Origin of the sequence: Frigoribacterium sp. Leaf44, from assembly GCF_001421865.1 — a bacterium.
Classification (GTDB): Bacteria; Actinomycetota; Actinomycetes; order Actinomycetales; family Microbacteriaceae; genus Frigoribacterium.
On record NZ_LMLG01000001.1, the window covers coordinates 178616 to 204512 of the forward strand.

General features: G+C 71.7%; 24 protein-coding genes. 17 read left to right on the forward strand and 7 right to left on the reverse strand.

Annotated features, from left to right (window positions below; all coding sequences use genetic code 11):
• Positions 1–43: 43 nt before the first annotated feature.
• Positions 44–685 carry a TetR/AcrR family transcriptional regulator gene (locus ASE87_RS00895; protein WP_043595129.1) on the reverse strand — a complete coding sequence of 214 codons (642 nt, stop codon included), beginning with the start codon at positions 683–685 and terminating at the stop codon, positions 44–46.
• A 294-nt stretch (positions 686–979) separates the two neighbouring features.
• Between ASE87_RS00895 and ASE87_RS00900 the strand changes: the two genes are divergently transcribed.
• Positions 980–1909: an acetamidase/formamidase family protein gene (locus tag ASE87_RS00900; protein WP_056226716.1), complete on the forward strand. Its 930-nt coding sequence runs from the start codon at positions 980–982 to the stop codon at positions 1907–1909.
• Between the two features lie 206 nt (positions 1910–2115).
• Positions 2116–2685 (forward strand): manganese efflux pump MntP family protein, encoded by a 570-nt coding sequence (locus tag ASE87_RS00905; protein WP_056225197.1) that lies wholly within the window; start codon positions 2116–2118, stop codon positions 2683–2685.
• 13 nt (positions 2686–2698) lie between these two features.
• On the opposite strand, the gene ASE87_RS00910 is transcribed toward ASE87_RS00905, so the two are convergent.
• The 3 genes from ASE87_RS00910 to ASE87_RS00920 all read right to left on the reverse strand — a co-directional run bounded on the left by ASE87_RS00910 (position 2699) and on the right by ASE87_RS00920 (position 6220).
• Positions 2699–4237 (reverse strand): serine hydrolase, encoded by a 1539-nt coding sequence (locus tag ASE87_RS00910; RefSeq protein ID WP_056225200.1) that lies wholly within the window; start codon positions 4235–4237, stop codon positions 2699–2701.
• A 259-nt stretch (positions 4238–4496) separates the two neighbouring features.
• Positions 4497–5180, reverse strand: a complete 684-nt coding sequence (locus tag ASE87_RS00915) for a hypothetical protein (protein ID WP_056225203.1) — start codon at positions 5178–5180, stop codon at positions 4497–4499.
• Positions 5180–6220, reverse strand: a complete 1041-nt coding sequence (locus tag ASE87_RS00920) for a DMT family transporter (protein WP_082452217.1) — start codon at positions 6218–6220, stop codon at positions 5180–5182. The genes ASE87_RS00915 and ASE87_RS00920 overlap by 1 nt, the downstream gene beginning before the upstream one ends.
• Before the next feature lie 92 nt (positions 6221–6312).
• On the opposite strand from ASE87_RS00920, the gene ASE87_RS00925 reads away from it, so the two are divergent.
• The 3 genes from ASE87_RS00925 (at position 6313) to ASE87_RS00935 (ending at position 7971) form a co-directional block, all read left to right on the forward strand.
• Positions 6313–6867: a CGNR zinc finger domain-containing protein gene (locus ASE87_RS00925; protein ID WP_235472156.1), complete on the forward strand. Its 555-nt coding sequence runs from the start codon at positions 6313–6315 to the stop codon at positions 6865–6867.
• 90 nt (positions 6868–6957) lie between these two features.
• Positions 6958–7443 carry a MarR family winged helix-turn-helix transcriptional regulator gene (locus ASE87_RS00930; RefSeq protein WP_056225207.1) on the forward strand — a complete coding sequence of 162 codons (486 nt, stop codon included), beginning with the start codon at positions 6958–6960 and terminating at the stop codon, positions 7441–7443.
• A gap of 87 nt (positions 7444–7530) precedes the next feature.
• Entirely contained in the window at positions 7531–7971 is a 441-nt protein-coding gene (locus tag ASE87_RS00935; protein ID WP_043595124.1) for an OsmC family peroxiredoxin, read from the forward strand.
• A gap of 96 nt (positions 7972–8067) precedes the next feature.
• Here the strand turns inward: ASE87_RS00935 and ASE87_RS00940 are convergent, their stop codons facing one another.
• On the reverse strand, positions 8068–9126 hold the full coding sequence (locus ASE87_RS00940; RefSeq protein ID WP_043595123.1) for a magnesium and cobalt transport protein CorA: 1059 nt from the start codon (positions 9124–9126) through the stop codon (positions 8068–8070).
• Positions 9127–9684: 558 nt separating this feature from the next.
• On the opposite strand from ASE87_RS00940, the gene ASE87_RS00945 reads away from it, so the two are divergent.
• The 4 genes from ASE87_RS00945 (at position 9685) to ASE87_RS00960 (ending at position 13967) form a co-directional block, all read left to right on the forward strand.
• On the forward strand, positions 9685–10659 hold the full coding sequence (locus ASE87_RS00945; RefSeq protein ID WP_137848227.1) for a D-isomer specific 2-hydroxyacid dehydrogenase family protein: 975 nt from the start codon (positions 9685–9687) through the stop codon (positions 10657–10659).
• Between the two features lie 92 nt (positions 10660–10751).
• Entirely contained in the window at positions 10752–11699 is a 948-nt protein-coding gene (locus tag ASE87_RS00950) for an aldo/keto reductase (protein WP_056225210.1), read from the forward strand.
• A 5-nt stretch (positions 11700–11704) separates the two neighbouring features.
• Positions 11705–12340, forward strand: a complete 636-nt coding sequence (locus tag ASE87_RS00955; RefSeq protein ID WP_056225213.1) for a hypothetical protein — start codon at positions 11705–11707, stop codon at positions 12338–12340.
• A gap of 187 nt (positions 12341–12527) precedes the next feature.
• Positions 12528–13967, forward strand: a complete 1440-nt coding sequence (locus tag ASE87_RS00960) for an NtaA/DmoA family FMN-dependent monooxygenase (protein ID WP_235472157.1) — start codon at positions 12528–12530, stop codon at positions 13965–13967.
• Positions 13968–14049: 82 nt separating this feature from the next.
• Here the strand turns inward: ASE87_RS00960 and ASE87_RS00965 are convergent, their stop codons facing one another.
• Positions 14050–14529 (reverse strand): hypothetical protein, encoded by a 480-nt coding sequence (locus ASE87_RS00965; RefSeq protein ID WP_056225216.1) that lies wholly within the window; start codon positions 14527–14529, stop codon positions 14050–14052.
• Positions 14530–14779: 250 nt separating this feature from the next.
• Between ASE87_RS00965 and ASE87_RS00970 the strand changes: the two genes are divergently transcribed.
• From ASE87_RS00970 to ASE87_RS00980, 3 genes are all read left to right on the forward strand, one after another.
• Entirely contained in the window at positions 14780–15850 is a 1071-nt protein-coding gene (locus ASE87_RS00970) for an LLM class flavin-dependent oxidoreductase (RefSeq protein WP_056225221.1), read from the forward strand.
• Positions 15851–15914: 64 nt separating this feature from the next.
• On the forward strand, positions 15915–17171 hold the full coding sequence (locus ASE87_RS00975) for a D-arabinono-1,4-lactone oxidase (protein WP_056225225.1): 1257 nt from the start codon (positions 15915–15917) through the stop codon (positions 17169–17171).
• Entirely contained in the window at positions 17164–18219 is a 1056-nt protein-coding gene (locus ASE87_RS00980) for an aldose 1-epimerase family protein (protein ID WP_082452219.1), read from the forward strand. The genes ASE87_RS00975 and ASE87_RS00980 overlap by 8 nt, the downstream gene beginning before the upstream one ends.
• A gap of 82 nt (positions 18220–18301) precedes the next feature.
• On the opposite strand, the gene ASE87_RS00985 is transcribed toward ASE87_RS00980, so the two are convergent.
• Entirely contained in the window at positions 18302–18604 is a 303-nt protein-coding gene (locus ASE87_RS00985) for a hypothetical protein (protein WP_056225228.1), read from the reverse strand.
• 469 nt (positions 18605–19073) lie between these two features.
• Here ASE87_RS00985 and chvE point away from each other — a divergent pair, with 469 nt between their 5' ends.
• The 5 genes from chvE to araB form a co-directional block, all read left to right on the forward strand.
• Entirely contained in the window at positions 19074–20228 is a 1155-nt protein-coding gene (gene chvE / locus ASE87_RS00990; RefSeq protein WP_056225230.1) for a multiple monosaccharide ABC transporter substrate-binding protein, read from the forward strand.
• Between the two features lie 124 nt (positions 20229–20352).
• Entirely contained in the window at positions 20353–21882 is a 1530-nt protein-coding gene (mmsA, locus tag ASE87_RS00995) for a multiple monosaccharide ABC transporter ATP-binding protein (protein ID WP_369813995.1), read from the forward strand.
• On the forward strand, positions 21869–23137 hold the full coding sequence (gene mmsB, locus ASE87_RS01000; protein WP_082452220.1) for a multiple monosaccharide ABC transporter permease: 1269 nt from the start codon (positions 21869–21871) through the stop codon (positions 23135–23137). Before mmsA ends, mmsB begins: the two co-directional genes overlap by 14 nt.
• Before the next feature lie 158 nt (positions 23138–23295).
• Positions 23296–24285, forward strand: coding sequence for a LacI family DNA-binding transcriptional regulator (locus tag ASE87_RS01005; RefSeq protein WP_056046729.1), 990 nt, complete (start codon positions 23296–23298; stop codon positions 24283–24285).
• Positions 24286–24377: 92 nt separating this feature from the next.
• On the forward strand, positions 24378–25897 hold a 1520-nt coding region (araB, locus tag ASE87_RS01010; protein ID WP_235472207.1), incomplete at its 3' end, for a ribulokinase.

Sequence of the window (25897 nt, forward strand, 5' to 3'; positions counted from 1 at the left end):
CTCCGCACCCCCTGCGGAGGTCGCGAGCCCGCGCGAGCAGGGGCTAGCGGTCGAGGTCCCAGACCTGCTCGGCGTAGGACTGCGACCATCCGGCCCGGAGGCGCGTGACGGCCCGGTCGTACGAGGCCAGGAGGTCCATGCGCGGCCGGACCATGGACTGCATCTGCAGGCCCTCGTAGAGGGCGATGAGTTGCTCGGCCCCGCGGTCCGGTTGCATGGTCGCCGGTTCACGACCGACGGCGACGTCCTGGGTGAGGCCTCGCAGGACGAGAGCGTGGAACTTCTGCCATTCGTGCTGCAGGGTCGGGGCCATCGGGTGGCCCGGTGTCGCCGCCACGTTCAGCAGCGACGTGAGGAGGCGCATGAGAGAGGGGTCGAGGACGTTCTGCTCGACGATGCCCCGGAGGAACCTCACGGTGCCGTGACTCTGCAGGAGGGGGATCACCGGCTCCATGCGCTCGGCGTTCCAACGGTCGACCGCGGCCATGACGAGGCCGTCCCACCGGGGGAAGTGGCGCTCGACCGTGTCGACCGGCAGGTCGGCGATCTCGGCGACGACGGCGTACGTGGTCTCGTGGAAGGCCCGCGTACGGAACGCCGTGACGACGGCCCTCACGATGCGGACCCGGGTCTCGGTGTCGTGGCTCGGGCGGACGGTGTCGTGCGGGGCGTCGGGTGTTTCCATCACTGCCTCATCCGACCATCCCCGGGGTCGGGTCGTCCAGACCCCGTTCGGGCGGTACCGGCGGTGGTTACTTCGAGGTGGCGAGGCCCACGAGCGCGGCCGAGATCAGGCCGGCGCCGACGACCGAGATGGCGATGATGAGGACGTGGAAGAACAGGACCATGGGGGCGTCGGTCTCTCTGTGAGCAGGTGGGGCGGGGTCTGGGCGGAACAGGTGTCCATCGTACCGAGGGCCCCTGGGCGCGGCACGTCCGGCGGAGCGTGGGTGTCGGCGTCGCGGCCTACGCTCGGACGATGACGACCCACCGCCTCGACCCCAGCACCGACACCGCCCACGAGGTCTTCTCGCGCGACCACGCCCCCGTGCTGACGATCGACCCCGGCGACACCGTCGTCGTGCGCTCGCTCGACGCCTCGGGTCACCTCGAGCCGCAGACCGTGCCCGGCGAGGTCACGCCGTACCTCTTCCCGACGCGGCGGGGTCACGCCCTGACCGGTCCGATCGCCGTCCGCGGGGCCCGTCCGGGCGACATGCTCCAGCTCGACCTGCTCTCGCTCACCCCCGACGACTGGGGATTCACGGTCGCCGCGGCCGCCGACACCCCGATCACCCGCCACCTCGGCCTGGTCGACGCCGAGGCCGCCTGGCTGCTCTGGAGCATCGACCGCGAGGCGGGCACCGCCACCGAGAGCCGGGGTCTGCGTCGACCGATCGCGCCCTTCCTCGGCGTCATGGGACTCGCCCCCGCCGAGGCCGGAGAACACTCGACCATCCCGCCCCGCACCTCCGTGGGCGGCAACATCGACTGCCGTGACCTCGTCGCGGGCACGACGCTCTGGTTGCCGGTGGCGGTCGACGACGCCCTGCTCTACCTCGGCGACGGGCACGCGGCCCAGGGCGACGGCGAGGTCGGTGGCACCGCGATCGAGACCGGCATGACGACGGAGGCGCGGGTCGGTCTCGCCACGGACCGCCCGCTCACGACGATCCACGCCGAGACCCCCGAGGCGCGCATCACCTTCGGCTTCGACGCCGATCTCAACGTCGCCAGCGGCGACGCGCTCGCCGCGATGGTCGAGTGGATGCGTCAGCTCTACTCGCTCGACGCGGCCACGGCGCTGGCCTTCGCCAGCACGGTAGTCGACCTGCGCGTCACCCAGGTCGCCAACCGCACCTGGGGCGTGCACGCCGTGCTGCCCCGTGACGTGCTCGTCCCCGCCTGAGCGGCGCCGCGCCTCCTGACCGTCGACCGGCGGAGGCGTTCGGCGCACGACGCCCCGCGCGACGGTTCGCCGACACCGCGGATTCGGTGTGCCGAATACCTCTGATCAGCACTTTTCCGGTCGAGGAGGCGCGCTCGGCATGCCAGGATCGTCAGGTTCCGAGACACCGGCGTCTCCACCCGACCGTCTCGAAAGGCGCTGCCCCCATGTCGTTCTGGGCCCTCTTCCTCATCGCGCTCGGCGTCTCCGCGGACGCCTTCGCCGTCGCCCTCGGCAAGGGGCTGCACATGACGCGCTTCAACGCGCGCCACGCGGTCGTCATCGCGATCACCTTCGGGGCGTTCCAGGCGCTGATGCCGCTCCTGGGCTGGCTGCTCGGTTCGACCTTCGCGCAGTACATCGCGCCCTTCGACCACTGGGTCGCCCTCGGCCTGCTCGCCCTGATCGGCGGCAAGATGCTCTACGAGGCGTTCTCGGCGGGCGAGGACGACGAGAAGGACACCGACCGGCTCGACCTCCGCGAGCTCGCCGTGCTCGCGATCGCCACGAGCATCGACGCCCTCGCGGTCGGCGTGACCCTGGCGTTCCTGCCGGTGTCGATCGGCTGGGCGATCCTGCTGATCGGTGTGACGACCGCCGTGCTGACCTTCGTCGGCGTGCTCGTCGGGCGCCGGGTGGGTGCGAGGTTCGGCAAGCCGGCCGAGATCGCCGGTGGCGTGATCCTGATCCTGATCGGCGTGAACGTCGTGTTCGAGCACACCGGCGTCCTCGGCTGAGGCGCGCGCCGCGTCAGTCGCGCGGCATGCGCAGCTGCGTCAGCGCGGGCGCGTGCAGTGGCTGGGTCTCCCACAGGGCCGTGAAGGTCGCGTCCGCCTCGTCGAGCGTGAGGTGCAGGCGGTGCGGCGTCTCGACGAAGACGAGGTCGACGTGCAGCAGGTCGGCCGACCGGGTGGCGCTCGCGGCGACCGGAGCCGCGACGGAACCGGTGCCGGTGCCGGTGCCGGTGCCGGAGCCGGGGTCGGCGCCGGCACCGTCGCCGGAGCCGTCGGTGACGACCCAGTCCTCGGCCTCGACGCGGGCCACGAGGCGGGAGTCGCCCTCGACGAGGGTGAGCGTGGTCGCGGCGTCGGCCGAGGCGCGCAGTTCGACGAGGGTGAGGCCGGGCTGGTCGTTGCCCTCGGCCGCGGTGAACGAGACGAGGCGCTCGGTGCCGGGGGAGTGCCGGTCGCCGACCCGTGCCTCCTCGTCCGCCGGTCGGACCGGTGCGGCGTCGTGCTCGGTCGGACCGGCCACCCCGGGCAGCGTCAGGTCGGCGAGGCGGGCCGCCAGCGAGTCGTCGGCCGCGGCGTCACCGACGCGGATCGTGTCCGTGCCGAACGCGGGCAGCAGGTGCGTCCACGCGGCGTCGAGCACGGCCTGCATGTCGAGCGACTGGCCGGTCAGGGCGAGCACGACGTCGTGCTCGGGCAACACGACGGAGAACTGCCCGTAGGCGCCGTCGCCGCGGTAGCCGTGGCGGGCCATCCAGAACTGGAAGCCGTAGCCCTGGGCCCAGTCGGGGTTCGACTCGCCCGCGTTCGAGACGTGCGAGCGCGTGGCCTCGGCGACCCACTCGCGCGGCAGCAGCTGCACGCCGTCCCACTCGCCCTGCTGCAGGTACAGCTGACCGAGGGCGGCGATCGCGTGGGTGGTGGCGTGCAACCCGCTGAAGCCGAGCTCACGGCCGGACGCGTCACGCTGCCACCCGACCTCGCCGATGCCGAGCGGGTCGAGCAGGCGCGGGCGCAGGTACTCGCTCAGCGACTGGCCCGTGACGCGTTGCACGATCGCGCCGGCGGCGAAGGTGCAGGGCTGGTTGTAGGCGAAGACGGTGCCGGGCTCGTCGTCGGGCGGCGTGAGCAGGAAGCCCCGGACGACGTCGACCGGGTCGACGGCGAGCGCACGGTCGAGGGTCTCGGCGCGGTGCCCGCTGGCCATCGCGAGCACGTGGCGCACGAGCATCGAGCGGCTGCGCGGGTCGGTGACCTCGTCGTCGAGTTCGGGGAAGTGGCCGAGCACGGTGTCGTCGAGCCCCATCAGCCCCCCGGCGACGGCGAACCCGACCGCGGACGAGGTGAAGCTCTTGCTGAGCGAGTAGAGGAGGTGGGCGCGGTCGGCCGAGTACGGAGCCCACCAGCCCTCGGCGACGACCTGCCCGTGGCGCAGCAGCATGATGCTGTGCGGCTCGACGCCGGCGGTGGTCTCGAGGGCGTCGACGAACGCGGCGATGCCCGCCGCGTCGACGTTCTGGGCGGAGGGCGTGCTGCGCGGCAGCGTCGTCGGAGTCACCCCCCGACCCTATGCCCGCCCCCGGTTCGCTCGGCCTCGCCCAGCCCCCGTGTGCAATTCGCGACGACTGCCGGCGCGAGCCTCGTCGTGGACGGTCGTGAGCGGCGTGTCGCACGGGTTCTGTCGGGTTCGGTACGCCGTTCGGACTCTGGCAGGTCGGGTTCGGCCCGCCGAGCGCCCCCCGGGTAGGTCGAACCCGACGCCCTGCCGTCGAGCGCCCGCGGGTGGCGGTGGGGGAGGGAAGCCGAGGAGGCGCGGGTCAGGTCGCGAGGGACGCCAACCGCAGGTCGACCAGCGGCACGAGGTCCCGCGGCAGCACCACGAGCACGATCGAGCCGTCGACCTCGGTGCCCCAGCCGACCAGGTCGGGATCGGTGTCGATCAGCACGGCGTCGTGTTCGACCCCGTCGACGACGAGCACCGCTCCCGGCTGCGCATGCCGGACGGTCACGGGGGCGTCCACCACGGGCACGGCGCCGTCGGGGCGGGTGCTCCGCCCCTCGGCCGTGTTGATCAGCACGTGGTTCACGTGCCGAGCGAGATGCTCCGCCACGGGATCGCGTCCGCCCGACCGTTCCGGTTCGTCGGGTACGACCGTGGTGGCCACCGCCTCCCACAGCATCGGGTACCGGAACGCCCGCAGTCCGGCCAGGAACCACTCGGGCTGTCCGGCGTCCACCGCGTTCGCCAGGTGATGGTCGATCTCGGCGACGTTCTCGACCAGGTTGGACGGGGCACCGGGGTCGGACGGGTCGGCGACGAACACGTAGTTCAGGGCAACGGTGTCCAGCACGTCGTCGTGCGCGATCGTGCTGGGCTGCGTGAGGTCCAGGCGGGGCTGCTCGACGAACGTGTACACGGGGCGACCGAACGTCGCCGCGATCTCGGAAGCCGTGCCCGGGCGGGGGAGGTCGTGCAGGCTGGCGTTCTCGACGGGGTCCATCACCTCATGGTCGCACCCCGGCCCTCGGCCACCGCGTCGGCGAGGGGCGTCTCGGCCACCGCGTCGGCCACGACCTCGGCCTCGCGGGTGCGCTCGGCCCGCACGAAGCCGATGCCGACGACGATCAGCAGGCCGCCGCCGAGTTGCAGCGGGGTGAGGGCCTCGCCGAGCAGCAGCCAGGCGTAGAGCGCGGCGGCCGCGACCTCGAGCAGGCCGACGAACGACGCCAGGCGCGAGCCGAGCATGCTGCTGGCCGTGATGCTCGTGGCGTAGGCGACCGCCGTGGCGACGACGCCGACCACGAGCATCGGCACCCACCACGGCACGATCGCGTCGAACAGGGGCACGTCGGCCGCGGAGGTCGTGAACGGCACCAGACCGGTCAGGCCGAGCAGGCCGAGCAGTCCGGCGCCGACGAGCAGGCCCGACGCCGCCAGCGCGACCGGGGGCAGGTCGCCGCTCGGTCGGGCGGCGATCACGAAGTAAGCCGCACAGCAGACCATGGCCGCCCCGGCCAGGGCGAGCCCGACGGGGTCGAGCGCCACGCCGCCACTCGGGGCGACGACCAGCAGGAGGCCCGCGAAGGCGATCGCGGAGCCCACGAGCACCACGACCTGCGGCACACGCCGCGTGGTCGCCCAGGCCACCCCGACGAGCAGCAGCGGGGCGAGGTACTCGACGAGGATCGCGGTGCCGACCGGGATGCGCACCACCGCCGCGAAGTAGAAGACCTGCGTGCCGGCGACGCCGATCACGGCCATGCCGAGCACGCGCCGGCGGGCCCGCCAGATCGGGCCGAGCCGACCGCGGAGGGCGACCAGGGCGACGGGTGCGAGGACCACCCCGCCGATCAGGGCGCGGACGGTGACGGCCGCCACGGGGCTCCACCCCGACTCGAGCAGCGGCTTGACGAAGGGCCCCGAGAAGCCGAACGAGGCCGCGGCGAGCAGCGCGACGAGCAGGCCTGCGGTCGTCGAGGCGGGGCGCCCGGCGGCGAGGGGCGTCGTCGTGGGCGGGGTCGTGGTCGCACCGGTGCTCACGGGGACTCCTTCTGTCAGGGCCGTCGTGCACAATGGGTGATGACGCGCCGCTTCTGTCGCGAGCGTACGACCGCCTCTCACAAGGAGTCAACTTGCATTTCGCCCCTGACACCGAAGACGTCCTCGAGTTCAACGTCGCCCTGGTCAACACCGGCGCCGGCGCGAGTCGGTCCGGTGACGACGAGCTCTCGAGCCGCGCCGAGCTGAAGGACCTGCTCGACTCGTTCGCCTTCTCGGGCCGCTTCGACCGGGACGACGCGGAACTGGCCTCGGTGCAGGGCGTCCGGGCCGAACTGCGACGGATCTGGACGCTCGAGCGCGATCTGCTCGCCGCCGAGGTCAACCGCATGCTGGCCGACAGCGTCTCGTCGCCCCGGCTCGTGCGACACGACGCCCTCGACTGGCACCTGCACGCGACGAGCGACGACGCGCCCCTCGCCGACCGCATCCGAGTCGAGTCCGCGCTCGCCCTGGTCGACGTGATCCGCACCGACGAGACCGGCCGGCTGCGAGCCTGTGCCGCGGACTACTGCGACGGGGTCTTCGTCGACCTGTCGCGCAACGGCTCGAAGCGGTTCTGCAGCGTCCGCTGCGGCAACCGCGTGAACATGATCGCCTTCCGCGAGCGCCGGGCCGACGTCGACTGAGGCGGGTTCGTCGCCGCCCGCCCCGCGTCACGCTCGGTGCGACTCGGTTGTGCACAACCAAATGGTGCACGACGTGCTACAGTCGACGACATGACGACAGCAGCCGAGACGACGACTCCGGGCCCGGCGCCCGTGCTCGACGAGCAGATCTGCTTCGCGCTCTACAACGCCTCGCGTGCCGTCACGGCGCGGTACCGCGACCTGCTCGCCCCGCTCGGCCTCACCTACCCGCAGTACCTCGTGCTGCTGGTCCTCTGGCAGGGCGGCCCGACGACCGTCTCCGAGCTCGGCCACCAGCTGCAGCTCGAGTCGGGCACGTTGTCGCCCCTGCTCAAGCGGCTCGAGGCCCACGGCCTGGTCACGCGCACGCGCTCGGCCGCCGACGAGCGCACCGTCGACGTCGCCTTGACCGACGCCGGGGTCGCGCTCCGCGAGCAGGCCGTCGGCTTCGCCGACCAGATCTGCGGCGCCACCGGTCTCGAGCTGACCGACCTGCAGACGCTGCGAGCCGACATCGCCGCGCTCGCCGCCGCCGTCCGGGCGAACACGGCCGCCCTCACCGACCAGCACCTCTGACCCGCCTCACCGACCGACCAGAACACCCCGAACACCCCATCCCGGGCCGACCCCGACGTCGGCCCCCTCCACGAAAGAAGGCACCACATGCCCACTCGCACCTCACGCACCGCCTGGAACGGCAGCCTCGAGACCGGCGAAGGCCAGGTCGAACTGTCGAGCTCCAAGCTCGGCACCTACGACGTCTCGTTCCCCAAGCGTGCGGCCGACGACGCCAACGGCGCGACCAGCCCCGAAGAGCTGCTCGCCGCCGCCCACTCGGCCTGCTACGCCATGCAGTTCTCGGCCGTCCTCGGCCAGGCCGGCGGCACCGTCGAGGCGCTCGACGTCAAGGCCGACGTCTCGCTCGGCCCGGACTCGGCCGGCGGCTTCAAGCTCACCGGCATCGCCCTCACCGTCCGCGGCGAGGTCTCCGGCATCGACGAGGCCGGCTTCCTCGAGGCCGCCCAGAACGCCAAAGAGACGTGCCCCGTCTCGAAGGCCCTCACCGGCGTCGAGATCACGCTCGACGCCGCGCTCGAGGCCTAGGCCCCGACCGCAGCACCGCACCGCCTCGTGGACGCAGGAGGCGCGGGTCACCCAACCCGCGCCTCCTGCGTTCTCCGCGTCACCGGCCCGACCGCGTCAGAGCCACTTCTTCCACTTGAAGACGCCCCAGATGCTCGCGCCGACCGCGACCATCGCGGCGACCGCCATCGGGTAGCCGAACTGCCAGTGCAGCTCGGGCATGTGGTCGAAGTTCATGCCGTAGACGCCGCCGACCAGGGTCGGGGCGAACAGGATGGCCGCCCAGCCCGAGATCTTCTTGACCTCGTCGTTCTGCTGCAGGCCGACCTCCGACAGTCGCCGGGTCTCCTCGTTCTGGGCGAGCCCGGCCTCGGACAGGCGGCGCATCTCGTCGTTCTGCGCCTGGGTGACGAGCGTCGAGTGCACCGTCAGCGCGTTCTCGAGCAGCGCGCGGAAGGTGTCGGCGCGCTCGCCGATGCGCAGCACGTGGTCGAGCACGTCGCGCAGCGAGCGCTGCAGTTCGACGTCGACGCCGTACTTGTCGGACCCGCGCAGCAGGTTCTCGAGCATGCCGCGCAGCGGGCTCGTCGCGCGCTGGAAGCTGATGACCTCGCGCAGCAGCTCGTAGATGCGTCGGGAGACCTCGGGGTCGCCGCCGAAGAGCTCGTCCTCGATCTCGTCGATGTCCTTCTCGATGCCGGCGACGACCGGGCCGTAGCCGTCGACCACCTGGTCGAGCACGGCGTAGAGCACCGCTTCGGGACCGAGTGCGAGCAGCTCGGGGTTCGACTCGAGGCGACGGCGCACCCGGCCGAGGTCGGGGTTCTCGGCGTGCCGGATCGTGATGACGAAGCCCGGGCCGACGAACACGTGGACCTCGCCGAACTCGACCGTCTCCTCGGCGTCGAGGTAGCGGGCCGAGCGCAGCACGACGAAGAGGGTCTCGCCGAAGCGCTCGAGCTTCGCGCGCTGGTGCCCCTTGAGCGCGTCCTCGACGGCGAGCGGGTGCAGCTCGAACTCCTGGGCGATCGCGCGCACCTCGTCGGGGTCGGCGCGGTACAGGCCGATCCAGGCCATGCCCTGGTGCTCGTGCAGCAACTCGAACGTCTCGTCGAGGTTCGCCGGGCTGTCGGTGCGGTGCCCCGCGACGTAGATGCCGTTGTCGATGAGTGCCACGGTCTGCGCTCCTGCCGTTCGGGGTGCGACGACCGCCCGTCGAGGGGCGATGTCGTACCGGTGGTGGTCACGACAGCCGTGCGGACGACGGGTGTGCGGTGGGGGCCGGGGCGACGCACACGGGCGACGAGACGACACCGGGGTGTCGGGTCGTCGACGACGTGCGTCGACAGGAGACGTCGGTGCCCGTGGGCATCGCTCGTGGTCGGTCGGGCCCGCAGCTCAGACGAGCGGGGCGGACGGCGCGATCACGGAGCGATGCCGCGGGGCGCCAGTACTGTCACCAGCCATCGCCGCTCACCTGCCTTCCGTCGTGCTGCCGCCGGGCCCGGTGGGGCCGTGGGCCCGCCTGGGCCGTGGGACAGCGTACCCCTGCCCGCAGGGGCGGTCGACCGTCGCCGGGCGAGGTCGGAGGGAAGGAGGCGCGTGTCGCCGTTGACCCGTGCCTCCCGCGTCCACGATCGGGTTTCGCGACCGGCAGACGGCGTCACTCTGCCACCGGTCCGACCAAGACACGAGCCTGAGTCGCTTTCGTGACCTGATCGATACGGTGGACGGATGAGCACCGTCGCCGTCACCGTCCTCCCCGCCGCCTCCGCCACCGCCGACTCCGAGGGGTCGTCGGGCGACACGTGGGGCGTCGCGCCCGCGAAGCGGGCGGTGGACGCGACCGACGCCCGCCTCGTCGAGCTCGGCGACGAGACCGAGATGATCGTCGTCGGCGGCCGCATCGACCAGGGCGAGTTGCGATCCGCGATCGAGCAGCACCCCGGCGTCCGCATCGTGCAGCTCCCGAGCGCGGGCGTCGACGCCCACGTCGAGACCATGCAGGCCACCGCCCGGGACGGTCTCGTCTTCACGAGCGCCAAGGGGGCCTACAGCGCACCCGTGGCCGAGCACGCCCTGGCGCTGACGCTGGCGACCCTGCGCTCCTTGCAGATCAGGGCCCGCGCCTCCTCGTGGGAACGCGAGCAGCGGGGCATCTCGCTGAACGGGGCGAGCGTCACCATCGTCGGCGCCGGCGGCATCGGGACCGAGCTGCTGCGCCTGCTGCAGCCGTTCGACGTCGAGGTGACGATGGTGCGCCGTACCGACGAGGACGTCCCGGGCGCGGCCCGCACCATCACGGTCGACCGCCTGGCCGAGGTGCTCCCGACGAGCGACGTCGTCGTCGTCGCCGCGGCGCTCACCGGCGGCACCCGCAGCCTGCTCGGAGCCGACGAGTTCGCCGCCATGAAGGACACGGCCGTGCTCGTCAACATCGCCCGCGGTCCGCTCGTCGACACCGACGCCCTCGTCGCGGCGCTCGCCGAGGGGCGGATCGGGGCGGCGGGCCTCGACGTCGTCGACCCCGAGCCGCTGCCCGACGGTCACCCGCTGTGGGCCGAACCCCGTGCCCTGCTCACCCCGCACCAGGCCAACACGAACGCGATGACCGAGCCGCTCTTCCAGGCCCGGGTCGAGGCGAACATCCGGGCGCTGGCCGACGGCGGTGACCCCGAGGGCGTCGTCGACGTCGAGCAGGGCTACTGATCGTCCACCTGGGAACGAACCCGACCCCGACGCGTTAGACCTGGGTAGTCGCCGCGCCGACCCGACGCGACGTTCGCGAAAGGAACCCCCGCATGCCCCTCATCGGAACATCCGACCTCGACGTCTTCCCCCTCGCCCTCGGCGGCAACACCTTCGGCTGGACGAGCGACGAGGCCGAGTCGCACTCGGTGCTCGACGCCTTCGTCGCCGGCGGCGGCAACTTCGTCGACACGGCCGACGTCTACTCGGCCTGGGCCGACGGCAACTCGGGCGGCGAGTCCGAGACGGTCATCGGCACCTGGCTCGCCCAGGGTGGCGCCTCGCGTCGTGACCAGATCGTCCTCGGCACGAAGGTCAGCCAGCACCCCGAGTTCCCCGGGCTCGGTGCCGCCAACGTCGCGGCCGCCGCCGACGCCTCGCTCACCCGTCTGCAGACCGACCACATCGACCTGTACTGGGCGCACTTCGACACCGGCGACGACCTCGTCGAGACCCTCGGCGCCTTCGACGCCCTGCAGAAGGCCGGCAAGGTGCGGCACGTCGGCATCTCGAACTTCTCGCCCGAGCGCATCACCGAGTGGGTCGAGATCGCGCGCCGTGAGGGGTTCGCGGCCCCGGTCGCCCTGCAGCCGCACTACAACCTCGTGACCCGGAAGGCCTACGAGCGCGACCTGGCCCCGCTCGCCGCCACGAACCAGCTCGGCGTCACGCCGTACTTCTCGCTCGCCGCGGGCTTCCTGACCGGCAAGTACCAGACCCGTGACGACATCGCCGGGGCCCGCAGTGGCAACATCGAGGGCTACTTCAGCGACGAGGGGCTCGACGTCGTGGCGGCCCTGCGAGACATCGCGAGTGCCCACCAGGTCGAGATCGCCACGATCGCCCTCGCCTGGCTGCAGGCCCAGCCCCGCGTCGTCGCCCCCATCGCCAGCGCTCGCACCCTCGAGCAGCTGCCCGCGTTGCTGGCCAGCGCGAGCGTCGCCCTCAGCGCCGACGAGCTCGCCGCCCTCGAGACCGTCTCGGCCCGGGTGGCCGAGTAGCGACGATGAGCAGCCTGCCCCCCGACCAGCGGTTCCACGGACGCATCGCCGGCTTCGGCACCGAGTCCGGGACGCGCGTGGTCGTCGGGCTGTGGAACCGTTCGCCGCTCGGTCGCTTCGTCGACGTCATGGTCGAGGACACCGACGGCCACCGCACCCTGCTGGCACCGTCGCAGGCCGTCGCCGACTACGTCTCGTCGACCTACACGTTCGACGAGGTGCGGGTTCAGCCCGTCTCGTGGCACGGCGTCGACCGGACGATGCGGGTCTCGGCCGGCCCGGACGACGCGGGCGGCGACGTGCTCGACCTGTCGCTCGAGATCGGGCCCGTGTCGCCGCTCGGGTGGCTGCTGCGGCTCGTGCCCCGGGCGTTCGCGACCCGGCCCGGCTGGCTCACGCTGATCGATCCGGTGGCCCGGCTGATCGTGCGGGGTGCCCGTACGGCGGGCACGGCCGGCGGCGGTCGTCGCGAGTACTACGGCGTGACGCTGGCCCGGCGCATCGTCGCGGTCGACGCCCGTCTCGACGGCCGCCCGCTCGGGGCGCTGGCCCCGCTCGACCCGCCCGTGCGGTTCGGCTTCGGCTCGGCGCCCGCCGACCCCAGCCTCGTCGACGTGACGACCACGATCCGCGAGCGCTGACCCGCCGCACCGTCCCGAACTGCACCGCACCGCACCGCACCGCGTTCCGTGCACCGCACCTCGTCTCGTCTTGCCGCGGTGTCGTGCACGAAACGCGGTGCGATGGGGTGCCGCCCGGTCTTCCCGTCGTGCAACACGGCGTCACCGCCCGGTGGACGAGGAGGCGCGGTGCGGCACAGTAGGACGCGTGAGCACCGCAGACATCCCCGCGCCCGACCCGTCCGCCACCGTCTCGTCCGTCGCCGTCGACGCCCCCACCACCAAGAAGAAGCTGATCCTCAACCTCTTCGAGATGAACTGCGTCGGGCACATCACGCACGGCCTCTGGAGGCTGCCGCACAACCATCGCAGCGAGTACAAAGACCTGGCGTACTGGCTCGAGCTGGCCCGCCTGGCTGAACGCGGCGGTTTCGACGCCATCTTCATCGCCGACGTGCTGGGTGCCTACGACGTCTTCGGCGACAGCCCGGCGCCGGCCCTGCTCGAGGGGATCCAGGCGCCGAACAACGACCCGATGATGGTCGTGCCGGCGATGGCGGCCGTGACCGAGCACCTCGGCTTCGGCATCACGTTCTCGACGAGCTACGAGCCGCCGTTCGCCTTCGCGCGGCGCATGTCGACCCTCGACCACCTCACGAAGGGACGCGTGGGCTGGAACGTCGTCACGTCGTACCTGCCGAACGCCGCGCGCAACTTCGGCCTCGACGCCGAGATCCCCAAGGCCGAGCGCTACGCCCGCGCCGCCGAGTACCTCGACGTGCTCTACAAGTTGTGGGAGGGCTCGTGGGAGGACGACGCCGTCGTCGCCGACCCCACCGCCGACGGCCTCGAACCCGGCTCGGGCGTCTACACCGACCCCGCGAAGGTGCACGCGATCGACCACGTCGGCGAGCACTTCCGGGTCGCCGGTCCGCACCTCAGCGAGCCGTCGCCGCAGCGCACGCCCGTGCTCTTCCTCGCGACCGCGTCGCCCAAGGGCGTCGAGCAGGCGGCCCGCAACGCCGAGGTCGTCTTCACCGGCGGTCCCGCCGTCAAGGCGGTCGGCGCCGCCACGCGCGAGGCGGCCGTCGCGGCCGGGCGCTCCGCCGACGACGTGTCGTTCATCGTGCAGGCCGGCGTCATCACGGGCGAGACCGACGAGGTCGTCGCCGAGAAGCTCGCGCTCTACCGCTCGTTCGCCAGCGAGCAGGGCAAACTGATCCACCGCAGCGTCCCGTTCGACGCCCCGTCGCACCCCCGCGACCGCACCGTGCGCGAGGCGCTCGAGGCCGAGGGTCGGCTCGACCACCCGGGAGCCGCCGCGCTGCCGCTCGACATCACGGTGGGCCAGCTGATCGACTCGGTCGACGAGGCCTGGGGCGGCACGTTCTTCGTCGCCGGTACACCGACGGTCGTGGCGGACGCCGTCGAGCGCTGGCTCGACGACGAGGGGATCGACGGCATCAACCTGCGCCAGTACCACTCGTTCGACACGCTGACCGACTTCGTCGAGCTGATCGTGCCCGAGCTGCGTCGACGCGGTCGACTGCGCGAGGCGTACGTGCCCGGCGAGACGCTGCGCGAGCGGCTGACCGGCGGTGGGCCCCGGCTGCCCGGGACACACCCGGCGGCGGCCTACCGCCGCTGAGCCCGGGAGGCGCGGCGCGGCTCGATGCGCCGTTCGCGTCCGTTCGGTGAGCGACCGGGCTCGGGTCGACGCGCCGGTGTGGTCAGCGAGCGGCGGGGCTGCGGTACCGCGTCGGCACCGGCGGGACGCGGAGCCACGTGGTCCGGCTGACGCCCCGGCCGTCCGACCACTCGACGAAGACGGTGCCGAGGGCGACCACCGCGTCGAGCTCGACGGGGGTCGCGATGCCGAGCGGAGCCCCGGGGCGCAGCTTGTCGCGACCCCGGACGGGCCCGCCGGGCAGATCGACGAGCACGTCGCGCGCGGGGCGTCCGACCGTGCGGAGCACCAGGCAGGTGCCGAGGGGCAGCGTGGGGTCGCTGCCGTCGTTCGGCAGGTCGAGCCAGGACAGCACGAAGGTGGCGGGTCGACGCAGGCGGGTGGCGCGTTCGCGGCGGAGGCGCGTCGGACGGGTCGAGGTCGCCGGGGCGGCCCCGACGGTGGTGACGGGGCCGAGCGTGGTCGCGGCGTCCGACGGGTCGGTCGTGCCCGGGCGTCCGGTGTCGGGCTCTGCGGTGTCCATCGTGTTCTGTTCCCCTGAAGTCGTGGTGGCGTCCGTGGTCCTGTCGTCGTCGACGTGACTCTCGAACGGCTCCGTCCAGCGAACCGCACGCGGGCCCGGGGGACAACGGGGCACGGCCACCCAGTACGGGGGTGGGCCGGTCCCCAGTCCGGGGGACGCGGATCGGGGGACGCGAGCGGGGGACGCGAGCCGGGGGAGGCGGTCCGGGGACACGGGCCGGGGCGTCGAGTCGTCTGGCTAGGCTCGACCGGTGACCACCGCCTCCTCGTCGCCCGCCCCGTCCGCCGCCGCGAGGCCGCTGCGCCGTCTCGGCTTCCTCACCATCGGCGCCTTCGAGGGCGACGACCCGACCGCCGGTCTCGAGCAGGGGCTCGAGCTGTTCGAGCGGGCCGAGGCGCTGGGCCTCGACGGCGGCTGGACGCGGACGCGGCACCTCCAGTTCGGCATCTCGTCGCCCGTCGCGTTCCTCTCGGCCGCGGCGCAGCGCACCTCGCGCCTCACCCTCGGCACGGCCGTGATGCCGCTCGGCTGGGAGAACCCGTTCCGCCTGGCCGAGGACTGGGGCACGGTCGACGTGCTGTCGCGTGGACGGCTGCAGCTGGGGGTCAGCGTCGGCGAGCCCCGCGGTTACGACGAGATCGCCCCGCACCTCTACGGCGACGCCTCCGATCACCAGGACTTCTCGTACGGTCGGGTCGAGAAGTTCCTCTCGCTCGTGCGTGGCGAGCAGGTCAGTGCGTTCGAGGGCACCGAGGGCATCGAGGTCTACACCGGGCGGGTGCAGCCGCAGAGCCCCGGTCTCGCCGACCGCGTCTGGTACGGCGCGGGCAGCCCGCGGTCCGCCGAGTGGGCGGGCCGGCAGGGCCTCGGCATGCTCATCAGCAACGTCAGCTTCGCGGGCGCGCCCGGGCCGATCGAGCCGACCCGCTTCGCCGCGTCGCAGCTCGACCAGATCCGCGCCTTCCGCGCGGTCCACCCCGCGGGTCAGGAGGCGCGGGTCGCCAAGGGCGCGGTCGTCCTGCCCACCGACACGGCCACCGCCGAGCAGCGTGCGGCGTACGAGGCCTACGCGTCCTCCCGTCGCGACCGCACGACCGTGGCCCACGGTCCCCGGGGCATGATGTTCGACCGCGACCTCGTCGGCCCGTCCGAGTGGATCGCCGAGCAGCTCCACGAGAACGCCGCGATGCGCGAGGTCGACGACCTCATCGTCGAGCTGCCCTTCGACTTCGGCCTCGCCGAGTACACGCAGGTGCTGACCGACACCGCCGAGCGCCTCGGCCCCCTCCTCGGCTGGCAGGCCACCGACGGAGCCGAGTGAGCGCTCACTCACCGTAGGCCGCTCGCCTAGACTCGACGCAGCACCCCGAGCCGAAGGAGTCTCCATGCAGAACTGGGCCGCCAACGTCGAGTACTCGACGACCGACCTGCGTCGCCCCACGAGCCTCGACGAGCTGCGTGACGTCGTCACCGGCAGCCGCCTGGTCAAGGCCCTGGGCTCACGCCACTCGTTCAACCGCGTCGCCGACACCGACGGCACCCTCGTCTCGCTCGACGCGCTCGGCACCCCCGTCGAGATCGACTCGGCCGCCGGCACGGTCCGCGTCGGCGCGGGCACGACGCACGCCGCCCTCGCGGGCGAGCTGCAGCGCCACGGCCTCGCCCTGCACAACCTCGCCTCGCTGCCGCACATCTCGGTCGCCGGTGCGGTCCAGACCGGCACGCACGGTTCGGGGGTCGGCAACCCCGCCCTCTCGGCGGGCGTCCGCGCCGTCGAGCTCGTGCGCGCCGACGGCAGCCTCGAGACCGTCCGCCGGGGTGACGACGCGTTCGGCGCCTCCGTCGTCTCGCTCGGCGCCGTGGGCGTCGTCACGACCCTCGAACTCGACACCGTGCCGACCTTCGACGTCGAGCAGACCATCCACGAGCACCTGCCCTGGGCGGCCGCCCTCGAGCACCTCGACGCCGTGCTCGCCAGCGCCTACAGCCTGAGCTTCTTCACGAGGTACGACGGCGACGGGGTGGACCAGATCTGGTCGAAGCACCGGGTCGGCGACGAGGTCGGTCTCGATCTCCGCGACCTCGGCGCGGTGCGGGCCGACGACACCACGCACATGATCCCCGGCGCCGAGACCGCGGCCGTGACGCAGCAGGGCGGCGTGGCGGGCCCCTGGCTCGAGCGCCTGCCGCACTTCCGGTTCGACTTCACGCCGAGCGCCGGCGAAGAGATCCAGAGCGAGTTCCTGATCCCGGCCGAGCACGCCGCGGCCGCGATCGAGGGCCTGCGGGGCATCGCGCACACCTTCGCCGACGTGTTGATGGTCAGCGAGATCCGCACGATCGCCCCCGACGACGCCTGGATCAGCCCGAGCGGTGGACGTCAGAGCGTGGCCTTCCACTTCACCTGGCACCGGCGTCCCGACGAGGTGCTCGCCGTCCTGCCCGAGATCGAACGGGTGCTCGGAGCGTTCGACGCCCGCCCGCACTGGGGGAAGGTCTCGACCGCCACGCACGCCGAGCTGCGCCGGGTGTTCCCGCGTCTCGGCGACTTCGCCGCCCACGTCGAGTCGGTCGACCCCGAGGGGCGTTTCCGCAACCCGTTCCTGTCCGCGTCCGTCTTCGGAGAGCCCGCGCATGTCTGAGCCCACCCCCGTCGCCTCGGTGCCGCCGGCCGGCACCACGCCCCCCGTCGTCGAGCCCGCACCGGGTGCGCCGCCGACCGCGAGGCTCGTCACGTCGCCGGTGCCGGTCTCGGGTGCGCAGGTCGTGCTCGAGCGCGATGGCTACCGGGCCGAGATCGCCGGGGTCGGGGCCACGCTGCGCACCCTCACCTTCGAGGGCCGCGACCTGGTCGTGCCGTTCGCCGCCGACGAGGTGCGACCGGGCTTCCGCGGGGCGCTGCTCGCCCCGTGGCCCAACCGCGTGACCGACGGCCGATACGAGCGCGACGGGGTCGAGCACCAGCTGCCGCTCAACGAGGTCGAACGCGGCCACGCCCTGCACGGCCTGGCCCACTGGGCCGACTGGACGATCGACCAAGCCCAGGCCGCGAGGGCCTCGGCCTCGTTCGTGCTCGTGCCGAGCGACGGCTACCCGTGGCGACTGGCGCTGTCGGTCGTCTACGAGCTGACCGACGACGGGCTCACCACGACCGTCACGGCCCGCAACGCGGGCACGGGCGTCGCCCCCTATGGCACCGCGCCGCACCCCTACCTCGTCGCCGGCGAGGGCCGCGTCGACGACTGGTCGTTCACGTTGCCCGCCGCGAGCTACCTCGAGGTGACCGACGACCGCCTCGTGCCCGTCGGCACGCGACCGGTCGGCGACCGTGACGGCTTCGACTTCCGCGACGGGCACGCGATCGGCGACCTCTTCGTCGACCACGCCTTCACCGACCTCGCGTTCACCGCGGTCGACGGCGTCGACGGCGCGGGCGGCCCCGCACAGGAGGCGCGGGTCACCGCCACGGTCACCGCGCGCGACGGGCACGGCGTCACCATGTCGTGGGGTGCCGAGTTGCCCTGGGTGCAGGTGCACACCGCCGACCGCCCCGAGCCCGAGAACGACCGGGTCGGGTTGGCCGTCGAGCCGATGACCTGTCCGCCGGACGCCTTCAACTCGGGCGACGACCTCGTGCTGCTCGCGCCGGGCGAGGCCCACACGGCGAGCTGGACCATCACCGCGTTCTAGCGCGGCCCGACACCCCCGAACCGGCACGACACCCCACGAACCCGGGGCGTCGCGCTGGTTCGGGGGTGTCGCGGGGCTGCCCTCAGACGGCGACGGGTTCGGTCTGCCAGCTCATGGCCGACACCGTGCCGGGCAGGCAGCGTTCGAGGGCGGCCTCGAGCGCCCGGCGCGTACGGCGTGCCGTCAGCTCGTCCCGGACGACGACGTCGAACCGCAGCGCCTCGGGCAGCTCGGTGAGCAGCACGGTCCCGGCGTCGGCGAGCTGCACGAGGTACTGGCCCACCTCGACCTTCGCGGCCCGGTGCTCGGCGAGCAGGCGGCGCGACAACCAGAACAGGCCGGCGGCGTCGTGCGCCGTGTGGACGGTCGCGGTCGCGGTGATCATGGGCACACTGTGACGTGACGACCGCTCACGCGCGTGAACGGCGTGTGGCGAACGTGTAAATCCTGTCGCGACACGCCGGGCACCGACCGACTTGACAAGCACCTGGACCTCAATCAGTATTGCCCAGCACCACCGATGTGAGCGCTCACATTCTCAGGTCAGCGCTCGACCGTCCCCGTGACGGACCATCCCGCTCCACTCCGCGACACCCCAGCCACACGTTTCCTGACGAAGAGGTCAACCGTGAACAGCTCCTCCCTCCGCCGCCCGGCCGCCCACCGGGCCGTCCGCACGTCGCCCGCCCCGCGCCTCCTCGCGGTCGCCCCGGCCTGACGTCCCCCTCAGCCCCGACGGGCCGGCCTCGCGCACCCGTCGGCCCGGCGCGTCCCCGGCCACCCGAGCCGTCGAGCGCCCGCACCACAGAGATCCCCTCACAGCACCATCACCCGTCATCGACGACGCCGTCGAGATGACACCTGACACGAATGGAACAACCGTGAAGAAAAAGCTCCTCGTCGGCATCGTCGCCGTCGGCATGGCATTCTCCCTGGCCGCCTGCTCCGGCGGCGGCGGCGGACGCGGCGGTGACGCCGGCGGCAGCAGCAGCGGCGACAACGCCGGTGCGCTGGTCGGCGTCGCGATGCCCACCAAGGTCTCCGAGCGCTGGATCAAGGACGGCGACGCCGTCAAGAGCGCCCTCGAGGACAAGGGCTACAAGGTCGACCTCGAGTACGCCGACAACAAGATCCCCCAGCAGGTCCAGCAGATCAGCAACATGATCACCAAGGGCGCGAAGGTCCTCATCGTTGCCTCGATCGACGGTGGCTCGCTCAGCGACCAGCTCGACTCGGCCGCCAAGGCCGGCATCAAGGTCATCTCGTACGACCGCCTGCTGACGGGCAACAAGAACGTCGACTACTACGTCTCGTTCGACAACTACAAGGTCGGCGTCGACCAGGGCACCAGCCTCCTGACCGGTCTCGGCCTCGCCGACGCCGACGGCAAGAAGGTCGACGGCGCCTCGCCCAAGACCATCGAGGTCTTCGCCGGCAGCCCCGACGACAACAACGCGACCTTCTTCTTCAACGGCGCGATGGACACCCTCAAGCCCTACATCGAAGACGGTTCGCTGACGATCGGCTCCGGTCAGGACCAGTTCACCCAGGCCGCCACGCAGCAGTGGGACCCCGCCACCGCCAAGGCGCGCATGCAGAACCTGATCGCCTCGACCTACTCGGGCGGCACCAAGCTCGACGGCGTGCTCTCGCCCTACGACGGCATCTCGATCGGCATCATCTCGGCGCTCGAGGGTGCTGGCTACGCCAGTGACGCCCTGCCGATCATCACCGGTCAGGACGCCGAGGCCGCTTCGGTCAAGTCGATCATCGAGGGTCAGCAGTACTCGACCATCTACAAGGACACCCGTCAGCTCGCCGACCAGTCCGTGATCATGGCCGACGACCTGCTCACCGGCAAGACGCCCGAGACGAACGACGACAAGACGTACGACAACGGCGAGAAGGTCGTCCCGACCTTCCTGTTCCAGCCGACCATCGTCACCAAGGACAACTACAAAGAGGTCCTGGTCGACAGCGGCTACTACACCGAGGCCGACCTCAAGTAGGTCCCTCCCCTGCGAGAACCGAGGAGGCGCCGGTCGCCGACCAGCGCCTCCTCGCTTCCCTGCTCCCCAGCGGCACCCACCCGACACACGGAAGAAGGAACACGTGGCGAACACGATCCTCGAGATGCGGGAGATCACCAAGACGTTCCCCGGCGTCAAGGCCCTGCAGGACGTCACGCTCGAGGTCGAGCGCGGCCAGGTCCACGCGATCTGCGGCGAGAACGGCGCCGGCAAGTCGACGCTCATGAAGGTGCTCTCGGGCGTCTACCCGCACGGCTCGTTCGACGGCCAGATCCTGCTCGACGGTCAGCCCGTCGACTTCAAGAACATCAACGACTCCGAGGCTGCGGGCGTCGTCATCATCCACCAAGAGCTCGCACTCAGCCCGTTCCTCTCGATCGCCGAGAACATCTTCCTCGGCAACGAGCAGTCCAAGGGCGGCTTCATCGACTGGAACAAGACCAACCTCGACGCCGCCGGCCTCCTGGCCCGCGTCGGCCTGCGCGACAACCCGATCACCAAGGTGGTCGACATCGGAGTCGGCAAGCAGCAGCTGGTCGAGATCGCCAAGGCGCTCTCGAAGCGCGTGAAGATCCTCATCCTCGACGAGCCCACCGCCGCCCTGAACGACGACGACTCGGCCCACCTGCTCGACCTCATCAAGAGCCTGCAGGGGCAGGGCATCACGTCGATCATCATCAGCCACAAGCTCAACGAGATCAAGGCGATCGCCGACAAGGTGACGATCATCCGCGACGGCAAGACCATCGAGACCCTCGACATGCACGCCGGCGAGGTGTCGGAGGACCGCATCATCAAGGGCATGGTCGGCCGTGACCTCGAGAGCCGGTACCCGGCCCACGAGTCGAAGGTCGGCGCCGAGCTGCTCCGCATCGAGGACTGGACCGTCCACCACCCCCTGGACGCGACGCGCGAGATCATCCACCAGGCCAACCTCACCGTCAAGGTCGGCGAGATCGTCGGCATCGCCGGGCTGATGGGTGCCGGACGCACCGAGCTCGCGATGAGCGTCTTCGGCAAGAGCTACGGCACCGGCATCTCGGGCACCGTCTACAAGCGCGGTGAGAAGGTCGACACGTCGACGGTCAGCAAGGCCATCGCGGCCGGCATCGCCTACGCGACGGAGGACCGCAAGAAGTACGGTCTCAACCTGATCGACGACATCACCCGCAACGTCTCGGGTTCGGCGCTCGGCAAGCTCGCGAACTGGGGCTTCGTCAACCGGTCCGAAGAAAGCACGGTCGCCGAGCGCTTCCGCAAGAGCATGAACATCAAGGCGCCCACCGTGGCCGCCGTCACCGGAAAGCTCTCGGGCGGCAACCAGCAGAAGGTCGTGCTGTCCAAGTGGATGTACGCCGACCCCGACGTGCTCATCCTCGACGAGCCCACCCGCGGCATCGACGTCGGCGCCAAGTACGAGATCTACACGATCATCAACCAGCTCGCGGACGCGGGCAAGGGCGTCATCGTCATCTCGTCCGAGCTGCCCGAACTGCTCGGCATCTGCGACCGCATCTACACCCTCTCGGAGGGGCGCATCACGGCCGACGTGCCGATCGCCGAGGCGACCCCCGAATTCCTCCTGAAGTACATGACCCTCGAACGAGAGAGCCCCGTCAATGAGCGCGCCTAGCCCCACCCAGGCCACCGACCCGAAGCCCACGGGCGGGTCGCCCACCTCCCGTCAGCCGCAGTCCGGTTCGGGCGGCAACCCGATCACGAGTGCCGTCTCGTACCTCGGCGGTCAGCTGCGCCAGATCGGCCTGTTCATCGCGCTGATCGTCATCGTGCTGTTCTTCCAGATCACCACGAACGGCATCACCCTGGCACCGATCAACGTGTCGAACCTGGTCGTCCAGAACAGCTACATCCTGATCCTGGCCATCGGCATGGTGATGGTCATCATCGCCGGCCACATCGACCTCTCGGTCGGGTCCATCGTCGCCTTCACGGGTGCGATGGCCGGCGTGATGATCACGCAGTGGGGCCTGCCCTGGCCGCTCGCCGTGGTGCTCTGCCTCGTGCTCGGTGCCCTGGTCGGGGCCTGGCAGGGCTTCTGGATCGCCTACTTCGGGATCCCGGCGTTCATCGTCACCCTGGCCGGCATGCTCGCGTTCCGCGGTGCCGCCCAGATCGCGCTGCAGAGCACGCAGATCTCGTCGTTCCCCCAGGGGTTCCGTGACATCGGTTCGGGCTTCCTGCCCGCCTTCGGCACGACCGGGTACGAGCCGCTGACGCTGATCCTCGGCGCTGTGGCCTCGATCGCCCTGATCGGCACCGGTCTCCGTGGCCGGGCGACGCGTCGCAAGTACCAGCTCGAGGACGAGCCCTTCCTGTGGTTCGTCACCAAGCTCGTCTTCACCGTCGCCCTCGTCATGTACGTCGGGTTCCTGCTCGCCAGCTACTCGGGCACCCCGATCGTGCTGGTCATCCTCGCCGTGCTCGTCGTCGTCTACTCGACCGTGATGAAGAACTCGGTCTTCGGTCGTCACGTCTACGCGATCGGTGGCAACGTGCACGCCGCCGAGCTGTCGGGCGTCAAGACCAAGCGCGTCACGTTCCTGCTCTTCGTCAACATGGGCGTCATCGCCGCTCTCGCCGGCGTCGTCTTCACGGCCCAGCTGAACCTCGCGGCGTCCAGCGCCGGCAGCGGGTTCGAACTCGACGCCATCGCGGCCGTGTTCATCGGTGGCGCCGCCGTCACGGGCGGCATCGGTACGGTCACCGGCGCGATCATCGGTGGTCTGATCATCGGCATCCTGAACAACGGCCTGTCGATCCTCGGTGTCGGCACCGAGTACCAGTCCCTGATCAAGGGCCTCGTGCTGCTCGCCGCGGTCGCGTTCGACGTCTTCAACAAGCGTCGCGCCGCCTCGTCCGGCAAGTAACTAGGCGCCACCATCCGCGAGAGGCGCGGTTCCCGGTCACGGGAGCCGCGCCTCCTCGTCTCCCCGCCCCCGGCGGGCACCGACCAGACCGCAGGAGGCGCGGGCCGGCCGCACACGACGCCACCGTCCCGAAAACCGAACCGAACTAGGATCACCTCGTGGCAACCCTCTTCGACGTCGCGGCCGCAGCCGGCGTCTCGCACCAGACCGTCTCGCGGGTCGTCAACGGCGACCCGACGGTCCGTCCCGCCACCAAGGCCAAGGTCGACGTCGCCATCGACGAGCTCCACTACCGGCCGAGCCTCACCGCCCGGGCGCTGGCCAGCCGCAAGACGAGGTCGCTCGGCGTGATCAGCACGGGGTTCCCGTTCTACGGGCCGTCGAGCACGATGCACGGCTTCAACGGTGCCGCCCGACGAGCCGGTTACCAGGTGTCGATGGCCACCCTCGACGTCGACGACCGGCAGGGCATGCGGCAGGCCCTCGACTCGTTGGTGGGTCAGAACGTGGCGGCCATCGTGCTCATCGCACCCGACGCCGAGGCCCTCGAGGTGCTGCGGCGTTCCGGGGTGTCCGTACCGCTGGTCACCGCCGACAGCGAGGCCGAGGACGGCCACCACACGGTCTCGTTCGACCAGGCCGCCGGGGCCGAGGCGGCCGTCGAGCACCTCGTCTCGCTCGGTCACCGCCGCATCGCCCACGTCGCCGGGCCCGACGGGTGGATGGACGGCCGCGACCGCGAGCGGGGCTGGCGCGAGGCCTGCGAACGGCTCGGCGTCGACTCGACGGTGCTGCTGCGCGGCGACTGGACCCCGGGCTCCGGTCATCGCATCGGCCGAGAGCTGGCCGGGCGCGACGACGTCACCGCCGTGTTCTGCGGCAACGACCAGATGGCGCTCGGCGTCGTGCACGCGTACGTCGACGCCGGTCGGGTCGTGCCGCGCGACGTGAGCATCGTCGGCTTCGACGACATCCCCGAGGCCGAACACTTCGTCCCGCCGCTGACCACCGTGCGGCAGGACTTCGAGGCGCTCGGGCGCCGACTCATGACGACCGTCGAGGCCGTACTCGCCGGCGACGAGGCGCCTGTGGCGGCACTCGACCCCGAGCTCGTCGTCCGCCGCTCGACGGCGGCCCCGGCCCGCTGACCGACCCCGACCCGCCGGTGCGAGATTGCACGGTCCCACTCGCTCATGTGAGAATGTGAGCGCTCACTTTCGCATCAGGACAAGGACGTTCCATGGCTGAGACCGCCATCCCCTCCGACCCGTCGCCCGCGGCTCCCGACCCCGCCGGCACGTCGGCCGACACGTACGTCGTCGGCGTCGACTACGGCACGCTCAGCGGCCGGGCCGTCGTCGTGCGCGTCCGCGACGGCGCCGAACTGGCCAGTGCCACGTTCGAGTACCCGCACGCCGTCGTCGACCGCACCCTCCCCGGCACGGGCGAGCGCCTCCCCGCCGACTGGGCCCTGCAGGTGCCGTCCGACTACGTCGACGTGCTGAAGAACGCAGTGCCCGAGGCCCTTCGCGCGTCGGGCGTCGACCCCTCCGCGGTCGTCGGCATCGGCACCGACTTCACCGCCTGCACCATGGTGCCGACCACCGCCGACGGCACCCCGCTCAACGAGCTCGACCGCTTCGCCGACCGCCCGCACGCGTTCGTCAAGCTGTGGCGTCACCATGCCGCGCAGGGCCAGGCCGACCGCATCAACGAGTTGGCTGCGTCGCGTGGCGAGTCGTGGCTGCCCCGGTACGGCGGGCTCATCTCGAGCGAGTGGGAGTTCGCCAAGGGCCTGCAGCTGCTCGAAGAGGACCCCGAGGTCTACGCCGCGACCGAGCACTGGGTCGAGGCCGCCGACTGGATCGTCTGGCAGCTGAGCGGTCGGTACGTCCGCAACGCCTGCACGGCGGGCTACAAGGGCATCTACCAGGACGGCGAGTACCCCAGCCGCGAGTTCCTCGCCGCACTCAACCCCGACTTCGCCGACTTCGCCGAGACCAAGGTCGTGCACGAGATCGGCGCCCTGGGCGACGTCGCGGGCACGCTGACGGCCGAGGCCGCCGGCTGGACCGGACTGCCCGAGGGCGTCGCCGTCGCCGTCGGCAACGTCGACGCGCACGTCACCGCCCCGGCCGCCAAGGCCACCCAGCCCGGCCAGATGGTCGCGATCATGGGCACGAGCACCTGCCACGTGATGAACGGCGACAAACTGGCCGAGGTGCCCGGCATGTGCGGCGTCGTCGACGGCGGCATCGTCGACGGGCTCTACGGCTACGAGGCCGGTCAGTCCGGCGTCGGCGACATCTTCGCCTGGTACGTGAAGAACCAGGTGCCGCAGTCGTCGGTCGACGCCGCCGCGGCGGCCGGCAAGAGCGTGCACCAGCACCTCACCGACCTCGCCTACGAGCAGCCCGTCGGGGCCCACGGCCTCGTCGCCCTCGACTGGCACAGCGGCAACCGCTCGGTGCTCGTCGACCACGAGCTCAGCGGCGTCATCGTCGGCCAGACGCTCAGCACGACGCCCGAAGAGGGCTACCGCGCGCTGCTCGAGGCCACGGCCTTCGGCACCCGCCGCATCGTGCAGGCCTTCGAGGAGTCCGGCGTGCCGGTCACCGAGTTCATCGCCGCGGGCGGCCTGCTCAAGAACGCCCACCTCATGCAGACCTACAGCGACGTGCTGCGCCTGCCGATCTCGACCATCACGAGCGAGCAGGGCCCGGCCCTCGGCTCGGCCATCCACGCCGCCGTCGCCGCGGG

What these genes read in the sequence shown, in the direction of transcription:
- ASE87_RS00945 (WP_137848227.1), top strand. Translation starts at nt 9,685, where the DNA reads ATGAGCACCGTCGCCGTCACCGTCCTCCCCGCCGCCTCCGCCACCGCC.
- ASE87_RS00915 (WP_056225203.1), bottom strand. Translation starts at nt 5,180, where the DNA reads ATGGACCCCGTCGAGAACGCCAGCCTGCACGACCTCCCCCGCCCGGGC.
- ASE87_RS00895 (WP_043595129.1), bottom strand. Translation starts at nt 685, where the DNA reads ATGGAAACACCCGACGCCCCGCACGACACCGTCCGCCCGAGCCACGAC.
- ASE87_RS00975 (WP_056225225.1), top strand. Translation starts at nt 15,915, where the DNA reads ATGCAGAACTGGGCCGCCAACGTCGAGTACTCGACGACCGACCTGCGT.
- mmsA (WP_369813995.1), top strand. Translation starts at nt 20,353, where the DNA reads ATGCGGGAGATCACCAAGACGTTCCCCGGCGTCAAGGCCCTGCAGGAC.
- ASE87_RS00900 (WP_056226716.1), top strand. Translation starts at nt 980, where the DNA reads ATGACGACCCACCGCCTCGACCCCAGCACCGACACCGCCCACGAGGTC.
- chvE (WP_056225230.1), top strand. Translation starts at nt 19,074, where the DNA reads ATGACACCTGACACGAATGGAACAACCGTGAAGAAAAAGCTCCTCGTC.
- ASE87_RS00980 (WP_082452219.1), top strand. Translation starts at nt 17,164, where the DNA reads ATGTCTGAGCCCACCCCCGTCGCCTCGGTGCCGCCGGCCGGCACCACG.
- ASE87_RS00965 (WP_056225216.1), bottom strand. Translation starts at nt 14,529, where the DNA reads ATGGACACCGCAGAGCCCGACACCGGACGCCCGGGCACGACCGACCCG.
- ASE87_RS00935 (WP_043595124.1), top strand. Translation starts at nt 7,531, where the DNA reads ATGCCCACTCGCACCTCACGCACCGCCTGGAACGGCAGCCTCGAGACC.
- ASE87_RS00985 (WP_056225228.1), bottom strand. Translation starts at nt 18,604, where the DNA reads ATGATCACCGCGACCGCGACCGTCCACACGGCGCACGACGCCGCCGGC.
- ASE87_RS00950 (WP_056225210.1), top strand. Translation starts at nt 10,752, where the DNA reads ATGCCCCTCATCGGAACATCCGACCTCGACGTCTTCCCCCTCGCCCTC.
- ASE87_RS00905 (WP_056225197.1), top strand. Translation starts at nt 2,116, where the DNA reads ATGTCGTTCTGGGCCCTCTTCCTCATCGCGCTCGGCGTCTCCGCGGAC.
- ASE87_RS00955 (WP_056225213.1), top strand. Translation starts at nt 11,705, where the DNA reads ATGAGCAGCCTGCCCCCCGACCAGCGGTTCCACGGACGCATCGCCGGC.
- mmsB (WP_082452220.1), top strand. Translation starts at nt 21,869, where the DNA reads ATGAGCGCGCCTAGCCCCACCCAGGCCACCGACCCGAAGCCCACGGGC.
- ASE87_RS00930 (WP_056225207.1), top strand. Translation starts at nt 6,958, where the DNA reads ATGACGACAGCAGCCGAGACGACGACTCCGGGCCCGGCGCCCGTGCTC.